9 protein-coding genes are annotated in these 16126 nt (G+C 71.8%); 1 reads left to right on the top strand and 8 read right to left on the bottom strand.

The genetic code is table 11. From position 1 onward, the window contains the following. Positions 1-62: 62 nt before the first annotated feature. Positions 63-1409, top strand: a complete 1347-nt coding sequence (locus AB8Z75_RS19315; RefSeq protein ID WP_369203634.1) for an alpha/beta fold hydrolase — start codon at positions 63-65, stop codon at positions 1407-1409. 87 nt (positions 1410-1496) lie between these two features. Here AB8Z75_RS19315 and AB8Z75_RS19310 read toward each other — a convergent pair whose 3' ends face one another. The 8 genes from AB8Z75_RS19310 to AB8Z75_RS19275 all read right to left on the bottom strand — a co-directional run bounded on the left by AB8Z75_RS19310 (position 1497) and on the right by AB8Z75_RS19275 (position 15454). Beyond that, complete coding sequence (locus AB8Z75_RS19310; protein WP_369203632.1) at positions 1497-2669, bottom strand: beta-1,3-glucanase family protein; 1173 nt, start codon at positions 2667-2669, stop codon at positions 1497-1499. A 459-nt stretch (positions 2670-3128) separates the two neighbouring features. Then, entirely contained in the window at positions 3129-5387 is a 2259-nt protein-coding gene (locus tag AB8Z75_RS19305; protein ID WP_369203638.1) for a helicase, read from the bottom strand. Between the two features lie 174 nt (positions 5388-5561). Then, a complete protein-coding gene (locus AB8Z75_RS19300; protein ID WP_369203630.1) occupies positions 5562-8639 on the bottom strand; it encodes an alpha-mannosidase in 3078 nt (1025 codons plus the stop codon). Between the two features lie 34 nt (positions 8640-8673). Further along, positions 8674-10806 (bottom strand): endo-beta-N-acetylglucosaminidase, encoded by a 2133-nt coding sequence (locus tag AB8Z75_RS19295; protein ID WP_369203628.1) that lies wholly within the window; start codon positions 10804-10806, stop codon positions 8674-8676. Continuing rightward, complete coding sequence (locus AB8Z75_RS19290) at positions 10803-12152, bottom strand: glycosyl hydrolase (protein WP_369203626.1); 1350 nt, start codon at positions 12150-12152, stop codon at positions 10803-10805. The genes AB8Z75_RS19295 and AB8Z75_RS19290 overlap by 4 nt, the downstream gene beginning before the upstream one ends. 53 nt (positions 12153-12205) lie before the next feature. Continuing rightward, on the bottom strand, positions 12206-13174 hold the full coding sequence (locus AB8Z75_RS19285; RefSeq protein ID WP_369203624.1) for a carbohydrate ABC transporter permease: 969 nt from the start codon (positions 13172-13174) through the stop codon (positions 12206-12208). Further along, on the bottom strand, positions 13174-14100 hold the full coding sequence (locus AB8Z75_RS19280; protein WP_369203622.1) for a carbohydrate ABC transporter permease: 927 nt from the start codon (positions 14098-14100) through the stop codon (positions 13174-13176). Before AB8Z75_RS19280 ends, AB8Z75_RS19285 begins: the two co-directional genes overlap by 1 nt. Positions 14101-14206: 106 nt before the next feature. Beyond that, positions 14207-15454, bottom strand: coding sequence for an ABC transporter substrate-binding protein (locus AB8Z75_RS19275; protein ID WP_369203636.1), 1248 nt, complete (start codon positions 15452-15454; stop codon positions 14207-14209). Positions 15455-16126: the final 672 nt, after the last annotated feature.

Genomic DNA, 16126 nt, shown 5'->3' with positions numbered 1-16126 from the left:
GGCCGGGCGGACGCGCCGAGCGCCCCCACGCCGCCGGAGCCCCCACCCCCAGGAGTCGSCGGATGAACTCCCCTGCCAGCCACCGTCCCCACGCGCCGGTCACCTACCGCCACGACGGTCTCGTCTGCACCGACCACACCCTCGACGCCCCTCTGGACCACTCCGATCCCGACGGCCCGACGCTCACGCTCTTCGCCCGCGAGGTCACCGCCGCCGGCCGCGCACACGAGGACCTGCCGCGGCTGCTGTGGCTGCAGGGCGGGCCGGGCGGACGCGCCGAGCGCCCCCACGCCGCCGGAGCGTGGCTGCGGCGCGCGCTTGAGGACTACCGGGTCGTGCTCATGGACCAGCGGGGCACGGGCCGCAGCACCCCCGCGGACCGACGCACTCTCGCCGGGTTCCCCAACGCCGAGGCGACCGCCGGCTACCTGGCGCACTTCCGCGCGGACTCCATCGTCCGCGACGCCGAACTGCTCCGCGCGCACCTCGCGGGCGGGAGCCCGCACGGCGCCCCGCCGTGGACCGTGCTCGGCCAGAGCTTCGGCGGCTTCTGCGCCCTCACCTATCTGAGCCTGGCCCCCGAAGGCCTGGCCCAGGTCCTGGTCACCGGGGGCCTGCCCACCCTCACCGGGCACGCCGACGACGTCTACCGCGCCGCCTACGCTCGCACCCTCGCCCACAACGAGCGGTACTTCACCCGCTACCCCGGCGACCAGGCGCTCGCCGACGCCGTCGCCGCGCATCTGGAGGGCTGCGATGTCCGCATGCCCTCTGGTGAACGGCTGAGCGTGCGCCGCTTCCAGACGCTGGGCCTCACCTTCGGTACCGCCGCGAAGTTCGACAGCCTGCACTACCTGCTGGAGACCGCGTTCGTCCAAGGACCGCGGGGGCCGGAGCTGTCGGATGTCTTTCTGCGCGGCGCGGACGCGGTGCTCTCCTTCGCCGAACGGCCCCTCTACGCGCTGCTGCACGAGCCGATCTACGCCCAGGGCGGCCGGTCGACAGCATGGTCGGCGCACCGGATCCGCGAGGAGTTCCCCGCCTTCGACGCCACCGGGATCGCGGACGGCGGCGCCGGGCCGCTCCGCTTCACCGGCGAGATGATCTATCCCTGGCAGTTCGAGGAGGACCCCGCGCTGGTGCCGCTGCGCGAGACCGCCGAGGTACTGGCCCGGCGCACCGACTGGCCCGCTCTGTACGACCTGGACCGGCTGGCGGCCAACGAGGTGCCGGTCGCCGCGGCCGTCTACTACGACGACATGTTCGTCGACCGGGAGCAGGCCCTGGAGACGGCCTCGCTGGTGCGCGGGCTGCGGCCGTGGATCACCAACACGCACGCCCACGACGGCGTCCGCGCCGATCCCGCCGTCCTGGACCGCCTGTTGTCCATGGCCCGCGGCGTACTCTGAACGACCGCTCCGGGCACGGGCACGCGCAGGTGCGGTGCGCGCCCGTGCCCGGAGGACGGCCGGCCGACCGGCCGGCAGCGGGACGGGTCACCCGAAGGGCGTCAGGGTGAGCGTCATCTCCTTCACCCCGCCGTCCTCGATGTAGGAGGCGAAGCCGCCCACGTCGTCGAAGGCGAAACCGTAGGCCTTGCCGTCCTCGGTGGCGGCGTGCATGGCCTTGGCGTAGTGGTGGGTGAGGTCCCCCTGGTAGAAGGCGGCCGGGTCGGTCGTGGGCTGGTCGGCCGTCGACAGCAGAGTGGTGCGGTTGAAGGCGGCGCCCAGGATGGCGGCGACCGGCCCTGTGGTGCCGTCGTTGGGCGCGGCCAGGGCGCCGTCGCAGAACAGGACGTCCTTGGTGGTCGGCTTGGAGAACGAGACGGAGGCCGGCCCCGTGAAGGACAGCGTCTCGCCCGCAACGCGGCCGGTGAAGTCGCCCGCGTTGGTGGTCACCTTCAGGTCCTTGCCCTGGTAGGCGGACCAGACCTCGTCGATGTAGGACGCGAAGTAGTCGTCGGCGAACAGGCCGGCGCCGATGCCGTGCCCGGGCGCGATGACACGCTTGTCGTCGATGACGAGCCGGGAGAACGCCTCGACGCTCTTGACCTGGTCGAAGATGCCGGCCCGCGCGCCGGGCTTGAGCGTGCCGGTCGTCTGTTCCGAGGCGCCCTTGAGCCCGATGGCCAGCGGCACGCTGAACATGTCCACCATGGTGGTGTTGCAGTACATGGCGCCGCCCTTGAAGGTGAACTCGGCGCAGTCGTGCACGATCGGGTAGTTCGGATCGGATTCGACCCAGGCGGCGGGGTAGGCCAGGGCTGCGCCCTGCTCGGTGCCGACGGCCTTGAACTTCAGCTTCTCGCCGCAGGAGACGTAGATCCGGCCGGACATCTCGGGCAGCTGCACGGTCGTCTCGGTGCCGGACAGCGAGATGGCGTAGTCGGTGTAGCCGTCAGGGCCGTTGTCGGAGAGCTGCACCTGCCGCAGCTCGCCCTCGGGGGTGACGTAGCACTGGTTGGTGCCGTCGTTGCCCACGATGTAGAGGTGGATCGACGCGTTGTCGTAGGCACCGCTGTTGTTGACGATTTTCAGCGGCAGGCCGGCCGCCTTCGGCTGCGAAGGGCTGCCGGCGCTCGCCTGCTGGGCTATGAGCGCTCCTGCGGGTACGGCGAGTGCGGTCGCTGCGGCGCTGCGCAGCAGTACGCGTCGGCTGAAGGGGGACACGGGATCGAACCTCCGGTGTTCGCGACGGGCACCCGGCCGACGGGCGGTAACCCGTCGGACATGGTGGTGTAGGTGCGGGTTGCCTGCCGGGCCGGGCCGTGCCGGCGGGTGCCGTCCGCGTCGCGGCCTGGCAGGTCGGCGTGACGTCGCGCGCTCGCGGACCGCCGGTTCGCGGACCGCGCCGCCGCTCCCGGGCGCCCCGGAGCCGGTGCCCCGTCGGTGGGCACACGTGTGGCCGTCGTCATGACATGCGCTCCTCTTCGGTGGGGGGTGATGAGCGCTCTCACGTCACGGAAAAGCACCGTGTCCGAAGGTATGGACCAGCGTCAAGAGGCAGACGGATATTCGTTTTGATCTCGCCTCGGATTGAACCGAACGCGGTCGGCAGCCGTAATGAGACCTGCCCGCCGGGGATTTGGGCGGGGCCGGCGGAGCCCCCGCTCCGCCGGCCGGAGCACGTCAGTCGGGGCGTTCCGCGCTGCCCGCCGCGACTGCGTCGGCCAATCCCGCCGGCAACGGGGACCGGTGCAGGATGCCGAGCGTCCGGGTGGCGCGGGTGAGAGCGACATAGAGATCACTCGTGACGAACTCGGCGGGCTCGACGACCAGGACCCGGTCGAATTCCAGACCCTTTGCTTGGCGCGGCGCGAGCAGGACGAGGTGCTGGGTCAGGTCAGGCTCGGCGCCCGCCACGACCCCCGGGAGGAGGGCGGCCAGATCATCGTGCAGTCGCCGGGGCGCGATGAGCGCCAGGCGGCCCTCCTGCGGGGCCTCGGTGGCCGCTGCCTCGGCAGCGGCCACCGCCAGGTCGCCGGACACCTGCCTGATCCACGGCCGGGCGCCCTCGGAGCGGACCGAGGAGGGCGGCGCGAAACCGGGCCGCTCGGCGGCCACGACGGCGGCGGCGAGTTCCATCACCTCGCTCGGCGTGCGGTAGTTGACGTCGAGCCGGGTGTGTTCCCAGCGGTCCTGGACGTAGGGGGCGAGGATGTCCTCCCAGGAGCCGACCCCGGACTCCTCGGAGGTCTGCGCGGGGTCGCCGACGAGGGTCATGGAACGCGAGGGGCAGCGCCGCATCAGCAGCCGCCACGCCATCGGGGAGAGCTCCTGCGCCTCGTCGACGATGACGTGTCCGAAGGCCCAGGTCCGGTCGGCGGCGGCGCGTTCGGCCGCCGTGCGGTGGTCGGCCTCCTCGTGGCGCTCGGCCATGCGCTCGGCGTCGATGATGTCGTGCGCGGCGAGGACCTCCGACTCGGTGTCCTCGAACTCGAACGACTCGGAGCCCCGGGCGACCTCCAGGACGCCCTGCGCGTACGCGATGCGCTCCTGGCGTTCGGCCTCCGCGGCGGCCTGCCTGGCGCTGTCGTCCTCGCCGAGGAGTTCGGCGGCCTCGTCCAGCAGCGGCACGTCCGCCGGGGTCCAGTCGGCGGGCGAGGCGTGGGGCCTGCGGACGGCCGCGGCGTCCTCGTCGGACAGGCGGGTGGGTTCTGACAGGTAGTCGGCGACGAACTCCTCGGGGCTGAGGTCGGGCCACAACTGGGCGATCGCCGCGTGCACGTCGGGGTTGGCGGCGACGGTCTTGCCGAGCTGGGCGATGTCGTCCGGGCCCAGGAGGTTGGGGCCGCCGTAGGGGTCGGCCCCGATGCGTTCGACAAGCTGCGCCGTGAGCGCGTCGACGACGCGGAAGGCGAAGTGCGGCCGGGCCAGGTTGTGCGGGAGCCCGGTGGCGCGTGCGGTCTCGCGGGCCTCGTCGGCGATCTGCCAGTCGAGGACCAGATCGCCGTCGTCGTTCGGGATGAGCAGCGGCTCGCCCGGCTCGGGCACCTGCTGCCGGTCGCGGACGGCCAGCCGCAGGATCTCCGCCGTCTCGGCGCGGCCCTTGACCTCGGCGGCGTGCGCGCTGTCCGCGCCGCGTGCCTCGATGCCGGGGAACAGCTCACCGAGCGTCGCCAGCAGCACGCCCGTCTCGCCGAGCGAGGGCAGCACCTCACCGATGTAGGCGAGGAAGGCCGGGTTCGGGCCGACGACCAGCACGGCCCGCCTGGCGAGGAGCTCGCGGTGCTCGTAGAGCAGGAACGCGGCACGGTGCAGCGCCACGGCGGTCTTGCCGGTGCCGGGACCTCCCTCCACCACGAGGACGCCGCGGTGCGACGCGCGGATGATGCGGTCCTGCTCGGCCTGGATGGTGCGCACGATGTCGGACATGCGCCCGGTCCGGGCGGCGTTCAGGGAGGCGAGGAGGACGGTGTCGCCGCTGGGGTCCTCGTGCCCGGTGCGTGCGGTGTCGCCCAGGTCGAGGATCTCGTCGTGCAGCTCCGTGACGGTGCGGCCCTGCGTGGTGATGTGGCGCCTGCGGCGCAGGCCCATCGGGGTGTGCCCGGTGGCCAGGTAGAAGGGCCGGGCCGCGGGTGCGCGCCAGTCGAGGAGAATCGGGGTGCGCTCGGGGTCCTCCTCCTCGTCCTCGCGGAGGCCGATGCGGCCGATGTGATGCGCGGCGTCGTCCGCGAGATCGATACGGCCGAAGCACAGCGAGCCGTCGACGGAGTTCAGCGCGGCCAGCGACCTGGTGCGTTCCGCCAGGCGCACGTCCCGTTCGACGCGCCCCTGTTTGGTGTTGCCGTCCGGCACCTGCGCCTGGACGACCGCCGACTCGGCCCACCGGCGCAGTGCGTCGACACGCGCGTAAAGGTGGTCGACGTATTCCTGCTCGCTCCGCAATTCGACGCTTTCCCGGTTTGACAAATCGGCTCCCTGCCCGTTATGCTGGCTCTATTGATGGGCCCCGTTCGGGGCCTTTTTCTGTGGAGACACAGAAACATCCAATGTAGCTCGGGAAATCCCCGGTCGCAATTCTGCGACCGGGGATTTCCTGTGCCGGGCGGGGCGCTGCCGCTACGCCTGGGAGAACCGCAGGGTCACCAGCTCGAAGGGCCCGAGCGCCGCTTCCACCGAGCCGTCCTCGGTGGTGGTCACCGCTTCGCTCCCGGCGGACAGCGGTCGCTCCAGCAGATCGCAGGCCGCCACGCTCGCGTAGGCGAACCCGGGCGTCAGGCGGACCGGTGCGCGTCCGCCGTGCGACTCGTGGAAGCGCACCACCACGTCGCCGCTCGCGTCGTCGGCGAGCTTGACCGCGCTGAGGACCACCGCCTCGTTGTCGACGGCCACCAGTGGTGCCACCCCTGCCGTGCCCTCGGTCTCCCGCACGGGCATGTTGATGTGCCAGCCCTCACGTACCGCGTCCCCGATTCCGGCGCCGGGGAGCAGCGCGTAGCGGAAGCGGTGCACCCCCTGGTCGGTGTGCGGGTCGGGGAACCGGGGCGCGCGCAGCAGCGAGAGGCGCACGGTCGTCGTGGTGCCGCCCGCCCCCGAGGTGGCCTCCCCCGCAGCACGCGCGCCGCGGGTGACGTCGTGCCCGTAGGTGGAGTCGGTCACCAGCGCGGCGCCCCATCCCGGCTCCTCCAGGTGGAGGAAGCGGTGGTTGCAGGCCTCGAACTTGGCGGCGTCCCAGCTGGTGTTGGTGTGGGTGGGCCGGTGGAAGTGGCCGAACTGGGTCTCGGAGGCGTACCGGTCGGTGTGCAGGTCGAGGGGGAAGGCCGCCTTGAGGAACTTCTCCGTCTCGTGCCAGTCGACCTCGGTGTCGATGTCGAGCCGCTTGGCACCGGCGGCCAGGGTGAGTACCTGCGTCGCGGACGAGGCACCGAAGGAGCGGGTGACCCGCACCGAGGCCGCGGCGGGCCGTCCGGCCCGCGCCGGCTCCTCGGCCAGCGCGACCTCGTCGGCGTCGGTGAGGTCGGTGACGGTGTTGCGGTAGAACGCGTCCACGTCCCAGGCGTCCCACATGTTCGGGAAGTCGGGGTGGAGCTGGAGGAGGTTCGCGGCCTGCCCGGGGGCGACGGTTTCCCTGCGGGCGGCCAGGTCGTACGCGGAGACGACGAGTCCGCGCTCGTCGATCTCCACCCGGAGCAGCCCGTTGTCGAGGGTGAAGCCGCCGCCCTCGCGGGCGGTGGCGGCCACGGCGCCCTCGGGGACGGCGAGCGGTGCCGCGCCGCCTGCGGGCACACCGCCGCGGGCGTGCGGGGAGGCGTTGAAGGCGACACGGGTGCCCTCGCCTGGCCCGCCCGCGGTGAGGGCCCGCTGTGCGGCGTCGATGAGGTCGGTCAGTTCCGCGGCGACCCGCGCGTACGTCTCCTCCGCCTCGCGGTGCACCCAGGCGATGGAGGAGCCGGGCAGGATGTCGTGGAACTGGTGCAGCAGCACCGTCTTCCAGATCCGGTCGAGCTGGTCGTACGGGTAGGGGTGTCCTGCCCGCACGGCAGCGGTGGCCGCCCACAGCTCGGCCTCGCGCAGCAGGTGTTCGCTGCGGCGGTTGCCCTGCTTGGTCTTGGCCTGGCTGGTGAGGGTGGCGCGGTGCAGCTCCAGGTACAGCTCACCCGCCCACACCGGCGGGTCGGGGTACTCGGCCTCGGCCTTGGCGAAGAAGGCGGCGGGGCTCTCCCACTCGACGGTGGCCGAGCCCTCCAGGTTCCGCATCCGCGCGGCCTTGGCGACCATCTCGCGGGTGGTGCCGCCACCGCCGTCGCCCCAGCCCGTGGGCGCCAGCGAGCGGGTGGCGCGGCCCTTGTCCTTGAAGTTGCGGGCCGCGTGGGCGATCTCCGAGCCCTTCATGGAGCAGTTGTAGGTGTCCACGGGCGGGAAGTGGGTGAAGATCCGGGTGCCGTCGATGCCCTCCCAGTTGAACGTGTGGTGCGGGAAGGAGTTGATCTGGCTCCAGGAGATCTTCTGGGTGAGCAGCCACTTGGCGCCCGCCGCCTTGATGATCTGCGGAAGTCCTGCGGCGAACCCGAAGGTGTCGGGCAGCCACGCCTCGTCGTTCTCGATGCCGAACTCGTCCAGGAAGAACCGCTTCCCGTGCACGAACTGGCGGGCCATCGCCTCGGAGCCCGGCATGTTGGTGTCGGACTCGACCCACATGCCGCCAGCCGGAACGAACCGGCCCTCGGCAACCGCCTCCTTGACCTTCGCGTAGACCTCGGGCCTGTGCTCCTTGATCCAGGCGTACTGCTGAGCCTGCGACATGGCGTAGACGAAGTCCGGCTCGTCCTCCAGCAGCGCCGTCATGTTGGAGGTGGTACGGGCCACCTTGCGCACCGTCTCGCGCAGCGGCCACAGCCAGGCGGAGTCGATGTGTGCGTGGCCGACGGCGGTGATGCGGTGCGCCGAGGCGCGGGCGGGGGCGCTGAGGACGTCGGTGAGGCAGGCGCGTGCCGCGGCGGCGGTGCCCGCGATGTCCTGCAGGTCGAGGGCGTCCAGGGCGCGGTCGAGCGCGCGCAGGATCTCCCAGCGCCTGGCGCCGTCGGCGGGCAGCTCCCGCATCAGCTCGTCCAGCACCTCCAGGTCCATCACCAGGTTCCAGACGTCTTCCTCGAAGACGGCCAGGTCCATGCGGGCCAGCCGGTACTGGGGCTCGCTGCCGGCGGTGTCCTTGTCGCCCAGGTCGGTGGGGAGGAAGGGGTGGTAGTCGAGGATCACCGGGTTGGAGGCGGCCTCGATGTGCAGGTCGACCGATTCGCCGCCCGCCGCGCTGTCGGCGACGCGCACCCACTGGTTGCGCGGGTTGAGGCCCTTCACCGGCGAGCCGTCGGGGCGGTAGACCAGGCCCTCGCACTGGAAGCCCGGCATGTTCTCGTCGAAGCCGAGGTCGAGGACGGCCTCGACGGTGCGGCCCGCCCAGTCGGCCGGCACACTGCCGGTCACCCGGAACCAGCTGGTGCCCCAGGGCGCGCCCCACTTGTCCCCCACGGCGACCGGGGAGTGCGGCGCCGCCAGCCCCTCTGCGACGGGGACCGGCTCGCCCGGCGCGTGCCAGACCGTCACCTGGAGCGGGACGGAGGAGGAGTGGACGGCGGGGCGGACGCGTTCGTCGAGTACCCGCTTGAGGCGGCCTTCGGTCAGTGCGCGGTCGTCGTGCATGAGTGCTGCTCTCCGTAGGGGTTTCCGGTCGGGCTTACCAAGGGTGGCTGGTGGAGGCGGAGGAAGACGAGTGGGTGTACAGCTCCCCTACGGTGTGCAGGGTGAAGCGGGCGGCCTTCTCGCCCTGTTCGGGGCGGAGTCCGGATACGAAGAAGGCGTGCTGGCAGGTGGCGCCGGCGAAGCGCCGGGTGCCGTCGGGCAGCAGGCGGTGCAGCGCGTAGTGGCGCACCTCTCCCGAGGCGGGCTGCCAGGCCAGGCGCAGCGCGGTGGTGCCGTCACCGTCCGGGGTGGCGTCGGTGACGTGCAGCGCGCGGGGCGGCGCGGGAGGCGCCTGGTGCCCGTCGCGCACGGCGAGAGCGCCCAGCCGCCAGTTGGTCTCGGGGGCCGGTCCGCCGGTTGTCCCGCGCTCGGGGGTGATCCGTACGCCCAGCGTCCTGACGGTGTGTCCGCCGGGTGCGGGCAGGTGGGGGCCGAGGCGTACGGTCGCGGTGACCCAGCCCGCGCCGTCGGGCCTCGCGGTGCCCGCGGGCAGGTATGTGAAGGGCACCGGAGCGCCGGGGCGCTCGGGTTCCGCGAGGGCGACAGCCAGTTCCACGCCGACGCCCGCGGAGCCGTCGGCGGCGCGGTAGGTGAGCGAGACGGTGGTGTGCGGGCCGGCGGGCAGCCGGGTGGAGTACAGCTCGATCGTCACGGGTGCGTCGAGCCGGCCCGCGACCAGCAGGCTGCTGCCGCCGTGCCAGGCGTCGGCGAAGTCGAAGGAGACCCGCGGCCGGGTGCCTTCTGTGGTCAGCGCCCAGCGCCGGGCCGGCAGCCGGTCCTGTAGGCCGAGATGGTTCCACTGCGCTTCGGAGGTCACCCGGCCCTCCTCGTACCAGCGCAGTCCGTGGCCGGTGTTGAAGGTGGTGGCGAAGGGGACGGCGTCGAGGGTGGAGCGGTCGGCGACCACGGCCGCCGGTGCCCGCCAGCCGCCGCCCGGGCGGCCGGGCCGGGTGGGGTCGAGCGACGTGCCGGTCCAGAAGCGGTCGTCGGCGGCGTGGAAGCGCTCGGGGGTGCGCTCCTTCTCCGACAGATGGGTGAGGGTCCACTCGGGCCGGTAGAAGCCGTAGCTGACGGTGTGGGGCCTGTCGGTGGGGACGATGGCGTCCCAGTCGACGTCGGCGTCCCAGCCGTCCTGTTCGACGTTGACGCCCGCCTGGAGCGCGTAGCGGTCGCGGCCGAGGTCTTCGGCGAACCGGCCGGAGGAGGCGAGACTGTCCGGGGTCCAGCGGAAGTCGAGGAACATCGCGTCGCTGACCTTGCCCCGCGCGTCGTGGAAGAAGTCGCGGTTGGCCTCGTTCAGCGCGCCCTGCCAGCCCACCTCGCCCTCGCGGGTGAGCGCGTCGTACCAGGTCAGGCGCAGGCCGTGGGCGTCGCAGAGGGCTCGCATCCGGCGCAGGAAGCCGTGCATGTGTCCGGCGAGTTCCGCGTCGCCGCCCTCGGTCTCGGCGTTGACGAACCAGCCGTCGAAACCGTGGGCGACGGCCACCTGGGCCAGCCGTTCCGCCAGCGGGTAGCCACCCGAGGCGTCCCGCTGCACGAGGTCGCGGGTCCAGCGCAGCGTTCCGCCGTGTCCGACGGGCGGCAGGAAGACGGTGCCGAGGACGGGCACACCGTTGCGGTGGGCGGCGTCCACGACCGGGGCGTTCGGCGCGACGATCAGCCCCTCCCCCGCCGAGCCTCCCCAGAAGACCAGCTCCTCCAGGTACGCCCACTGGGTGAGGGCGTAGTAGTCGGCGCTGTCCCCGCCCTGCGCCGGGTTGCCCGCCGTGTGGTCGAAGGCGACCAGCGCGCCGATGCGGGCCTGCTCCGCCCTGGCCGTGGTGTTGGCGGCGACGGGTGCGAAGCGCCGGGCCAGCGGGACGGAAGCCTTGTTGAAGGGGAGATCCTTGTCCGCCTCGGGGCGCCAGTCCTTCAGGCTCCGCCACACGACGCCCTCGCCGGGTGAGCCCGAGGGGAGCGTGTCGGGGAACCAGTAGGAGGCGTGGGGCTGTCCGGCTCCGCTGCCCGCGGTGCCGGCGCGGGCGGCGGCACGCCCCGAAGCGGCCTGCCCGGAGGCGGGGACGGTGAGCGGACCGAGGAGGGCGGCTGCGGCCGTCGTGGCCGAGCCGAGGACCGTGCGGCGTCTCATGTCTGCTCCTCGATGGTCCGTGCGGCGGCCTGCTCGACGGTGACCAGGTCGGTGATGCCGCGAGCGGTCAGGTGTGCGGTGTCGCGGGACCGTTCCGCCAGGACGACGGCGGGACGCACACCCGCCGCGGTCAGCCGGGCGAACGCCTCGAAGAACGAGCCGCCGGGTGCGCACACGGACCTGCCGGGCCGGGCGCCGTCCGTGTCGACGATCCCTGCCGGCCCCTCGGGATGCTTCCCCTCCGGCCCCTCCGGGTGCGCGTCGAGCACGAGAGCTGTGGTGCGCGGTGCGGGCGGGCGCGGGGCCGTCCGGTACTCCCGTACGGCCTCGGCCAGTGCGCGCGCCGCCGGCTTGGGCTGCTGGTCCTCGGTGAACAGGCCGAGGGAGTATTCGAGTTCGGGGAAGTCGGCCAGGCCGCGGGGGACGTCGTGGGAACACCACCAGGTGACGCCCCACACGTCCTGGCAGTCGAGTGCCGCATCCACGGTGGCCCGGGTGAAGGCGGCGGCGTGCTCGGCGGGGATGTGCGGCGCGGGCGCTCCCACTTCCTGAAGCCACACGGCCCTGTGCGGTTCTTCGGCCCACGCCTTGGACAGCTCGATCAGGTAGGCGGCGTGGTGTTCGGTGGCGGTACCCGCGTGGCCGTGCCGCTGCGCGGTGCCGTTGAAGACCCACGAGTGGACGGCGGTCGCGGCGCCGAGGCGGGCGGCGTGCGCGGGGGTGAAGGGGTGCCCGTCCAGGTACCAGGCCGCGTCGTACTCGGCGTGCAGGTGCCACTTGTCGGGGGCGCCCTGGCGGCAGGCCCGCAACATCCGTCGCAGCCACTGTTCGGCCTGGTCCTGGGTGATGTGGTCGGGGTCGGGGTGCGGGTCGCCGGAGAACTGGTTGATCTCGTTGCCCACCGTCATGCCGAGGAAGTTGGGCCGGTCGGCGAGGGCGGCGGCGAGGGTGCGCAGATAGGTGGCCTCGCCCTCGACGACGTCCGGGTCGGTGAAGAGGTTGCGGCGGTGCCAGGTACCGGTCCACGCGGGCAGGAAGTCGAAGCTGGACAGGTGGCCTTGCAGCCCGTCCACGTTGACGTCGAGGCCGCGCTCACCGGCGGCGTCGACGAGCCGCACCAGCTGCTCGACGGCGCGGGGCCGCACGACGGCGCGGTTGGGCTGGAAGAGCGGCCACAGAGGGAAGACGCGGATGTGGTCGAGGCCGAGGGAGGCGATGGCGTCGAGGTCGGTGCGCACCACGTCCAGGTCGAAGTCGAGCCAGTGGTGGAACCAGTCGCGGGACGGGGTGTAGTTGACTCCGAAGCGCGGAGTGGCCGAGGGCGTGGGGGCGGGGGTGGTGGTCATCGTGGAGTGCTGTTCCTGGGGGTAGACGGCGGCGTTTCGCGGTGCGGGGGCTCTCAGCCCTTCACGGCGCCCTCGCCGACGCCGCGGAAGAAGTAGCGCTGGAGGCAGGCGAACATCACGATCAGCGGCAGTACGGCGATGATGGTGCCGGCCGCCACGAGCCGCTGGTCGTCGGCGAAGGTGCCGTGCAGGTAGTTGAGGCCGACGGTGAGGGTGAAGTTGGCGGGGTCGCTGAGCACGATCAAGGGCCACAGGAAGTCGTCCCAGGCGGCCATGAAGGCGAAGATCGCCACGACGGCCAGCGTGCCCTTGACGGAGGGCAGCGCGATCCGCACGAACCGCTGCCACACGTTGGCGCCGTCCACGAGGGCGGCCTCCTCCACCTCGTACGGCAGGTGCGAGAACGCGTTGCGCATCAGCAGCACGTTCATGGCGCCGACGGCGCCGGGCAGCAGCACCCCCAGCAGGGTGTTGTTCAGGTGGAGCGCCCGTGCCATGGTGAACTGGGCGATGATGATGCTCTCGAGCGGGACGAGCATCGCCATCACGAAGACGACCACGGCGACACCGCGTCCGCGGAAGCGGAGCCGGGCGAGCGCGTAGCCCGCCAGGGACGCGCCGACGAGGTTGGTCAGGACGCTGGCGACGGCCACGATGAGCGAGTTGAGCGCGTAGTCCCACACCGGGATGATCTCGGCGACGCCCGCGTAGTTGCCGAGAGTGGCGTCGGAGGGCAGCAGCTTCGGCGGGTAGCTGTAGATGTCCTCGCCGGGCCCCTTGAGCGAGGTGGACAGCTGCCACAGGAAGGGGCCGACCATGACGGCGAACACCACCACCAGCAGCAGGTAGCGCAGCGCGGTCTGCCACCCGGGAGGCCGCCTGCCCTCCTCCTCGACCGGTCTCCGGACGCGGCGGGTGCCCGCACTGCCCCTGCGGCGCGCGGCTCCGGGCCCCGCCTTCTCGGCGTCCGTCTCGGCGTCCGTTCCGGTGGGCGGCACCGGATGCGCGGTGACGGCTCCCATTACGCGTCCTCCTTCCGGTTGGCCCGCAGCACCAGCAGCATCAGGCCGAGCGTGATGACGAAGACGACGACGGAGAGCGCCGAGGCGTACCCCACGCGTCCGTTGAGTCCGGTACCGACCTGCTGCACGAGCTGCACCAGGGTGGTGTCCTCGCCCGCGGGGCCGCCGTTCTCCCCCGCGAGGAGGTAGACCTCGGAGAAGACCTTGAAGGCACTGACCGAGGAGAGCGCGCCGACCAGCACCATGGTGCTGCGCAGAGCGGGGACGGTGACGCTGAGGAAGCGGCGGACGGGCCCCGCGCCGTCGACGGCGGCGGCCTCGTGGAGTTCCCTGGGTACGTTGTTCAGCACCGCCAGGTAAATGATCATGTAGTAGCCGAGGCCCTTCCAGACCGTCAGCAGCATCGCGCTCAGCAGGATCAGCGTCGAGTCGCTGAGGAAGCCCACCGGGCTCGCACCCAGTGCTTCGAGAATGCCGTTGACCAGCCCGCGGTCGTCCAGCATCCAGGACCAGATCAGCCCCACGACCACCACGGAGGCGACGACGGGTGTGTAGAAAGCCGCCCGGAAGAAGGCGATTCCGGGAATGTGACGCCTCACGAGCATCGCGAGCAGCAGTGGCAGCAGCACCAGCAGCGGAACGGTCACCAGCACGTACAGGCAGCTGTTGCGCAGCCCCGTCCAGAACATCTCGTCGTGCAGCAGCTGCCGGAAGTTGGCGAGCCCGACGAAGGATCCTGGCACCAGCGTCCGGTTGTCCGTGAAGGAATTTCCCACGGTGAGCAGGAAGGGAGCGAGGCTGAAGGCGGTGACGGCCAGCAGACCGGGCGCGAGGAACAGCCACGGGCTGGTGGGCAGGTGTCTGCGCACGCGCCGGGGCGCCGTCTTGGGCGCTGTGCCGGGTGGTGCGGTGGTGGCTGACGTCATTCCGGTTCCTGGTCCTTCGATCGGCTCGTCTCGTCTCGTCGCGCCCCGGCTCGGCCCGGTGCGGTGCGGACTCACGCCCCGCCGCCGCGCGGCCGGATCACGCGCCTCAGCCGAGTTTCAGCAGGCGGTTGCATTCCTCGGCGGCGCGGTGCAGTGCTTCCTCGGGCGGCTCGTCACCGCGCAGCGCCCGGGTGACGGCGTTCTGCAGCACCGTCTTCATGTCGTCGCTCAGCAGCACCGGGGTGTAGTTGACGGCCTTCTCCAGCGACTTGGCGGAGGCGACGCGCACGCGTGTCTTGTCGGTGCCGTCCTGCTCGGTGAAGAACTTCTCGTCCAGCGCCCCCTTGGTGCTGGGGAAGACGGTGGTCTCGTGGGCGAACGCCATCTGGTTCCGGGCGTTGGTCACGAAGTGCGCGAAGGCGACGGACGTGGCCTTGTTGTCACCCGCCGCGTTGACCATCAGACCCTGCACGTACATGTTGGGATGCCCGGTGTTGTTCGGCGCGTCGGTGATACCGATGTGCTCGTAGAGACTCGGTGCGTCCTTCTTGAACTTGTCGAGGTCCAGGGCGCTGCCGGGGTTCATGGCCACGGACTGCTGCATGAACTTCCGCCCGGCCTGCTCGGGCGTGGAGGTGAACGCCTGCGAGTCCAGGGCCCCGGCCCGGTAGAGCTTCCGGTAGCGCTTCAGCAGTTCGACGCCCTTGGGCTCGTCGAAGGTGAAGGCGGTGCCCGAGGAGTTCATCACCCGCACGCCGTAGCGCCCGAAGTCCTCGATGGTGGGCACGTTGGCCAGCGTCGCGATCTTGCCCCCGCTGCGTTCGGCCATCGTCAGCGCGGCGTCGAAGAGTTCGTCGTAGGTCCGCGGCGGGTCATCAGGGTCGAGTCCGGCCTTCTCGAAGAGACGTTTGTTGTAGAAGAGCGGCCCGGTGTTGAGGTACCAGGGGAAGGCGTAGGTGCCCTTCATGCCCGGTATCTTCGTGCTGTTCCACGCGGCCGGCAGGTACTCGTCCCGGTACTGCGGGGCCGCGCTGTCGAGATCGAGCGCCAGGTGGGCCTTCGCCAGCGGGGCGGCGAGATCGGGTGAGACGTTCACGACGTCGGGCAGGGTGCCGCCCGCGGCGTCCGCACTGATCTTGTCCGCGTAGCCCTCCGCCGGCTGGTCGACCCACTTCACGTGCGTGCCCGGGTACTTCTTCTCGAACGTGTCGATCAGTTTCTCGAAGTAGCCCCGGTAGGCGGCCCGCAGGCTCCAGGTCTGGAAGGTGATCGTCCCGCGCACCTCGCCCTCGGCGCTTGTGGTGTCCACGTTCTGCGTCCCCACGGTGCACGCGGAGAGGGCGAGGGCACCCACGAGGGCGAGGGCGGCTGCGCGGGAACTGCGCACGGCTTCGCGGGACTTGCGCACGACGAACAGCTCTCCTTCGAGCGGGACGGGAAGACGCCGCGGAGCGGCCGGCGCCCGGCGGTGCGAGCGGACACGGGGCCCCCGGCGAGACGGCGCTGACATCGATGTCAGGCGTCGGCGCCGGGAAATAAGCTGCATTGCCGCGACGGGAAAGTCAATAGCTCCCCGAAAAGGCGTCCTTCGCCAGGCCGTGAAGCATGCCGCGGGCCCGGGGTGGCTCTTGCGCCCAGGAGCTAATGCGCTTTAGCTTGTGTGTGCTTAAGCGGTTTAGTGGTGACCTCGCGGTCGCCGGCCGCCAGGACAGGACCGGCAGGCCGGCAGACCCGCAGACCCGCAGACCGGCAGAGCCTCTGGCGGGGCGGACGCGTGCCACCCTCCGGGGTCCTCCCCGCCGGGGTTGTTCGCGGCCCGGCACGCTACGGCGGGTGGGGTGTGGCCGGGCCTGGGCTGTGGCCGGGCTGTTGCGGTTAGGCCTGGGTTGCGGCCGGTTCCAGGGCGGGCCGGGCCTGGGGTGCGGCCGGTTCCAAGGCAGGCGGGGCGGGGCTGGGTTGCGGCCGAGTCGCGAACCGAGGAACGACGGGCGGCAAGCTGCGGACAGCGGGCGATTGCTGCCAGGAT

Origin of the sequence: Streptomyces sp. PU-14G, assembly GCF_041028275.1 — a bacterium.
Lineage (GTDB): Bacteria > Actinomycetota > Actinomycetes > Streptomycetales > Streptomycetaceae > Streptomyces.
The sequence above is the reverse complement of the archived record's forward strand: the minus strand, read 5'-3'. Positions and strand labels throughout refer to the sequence as shown.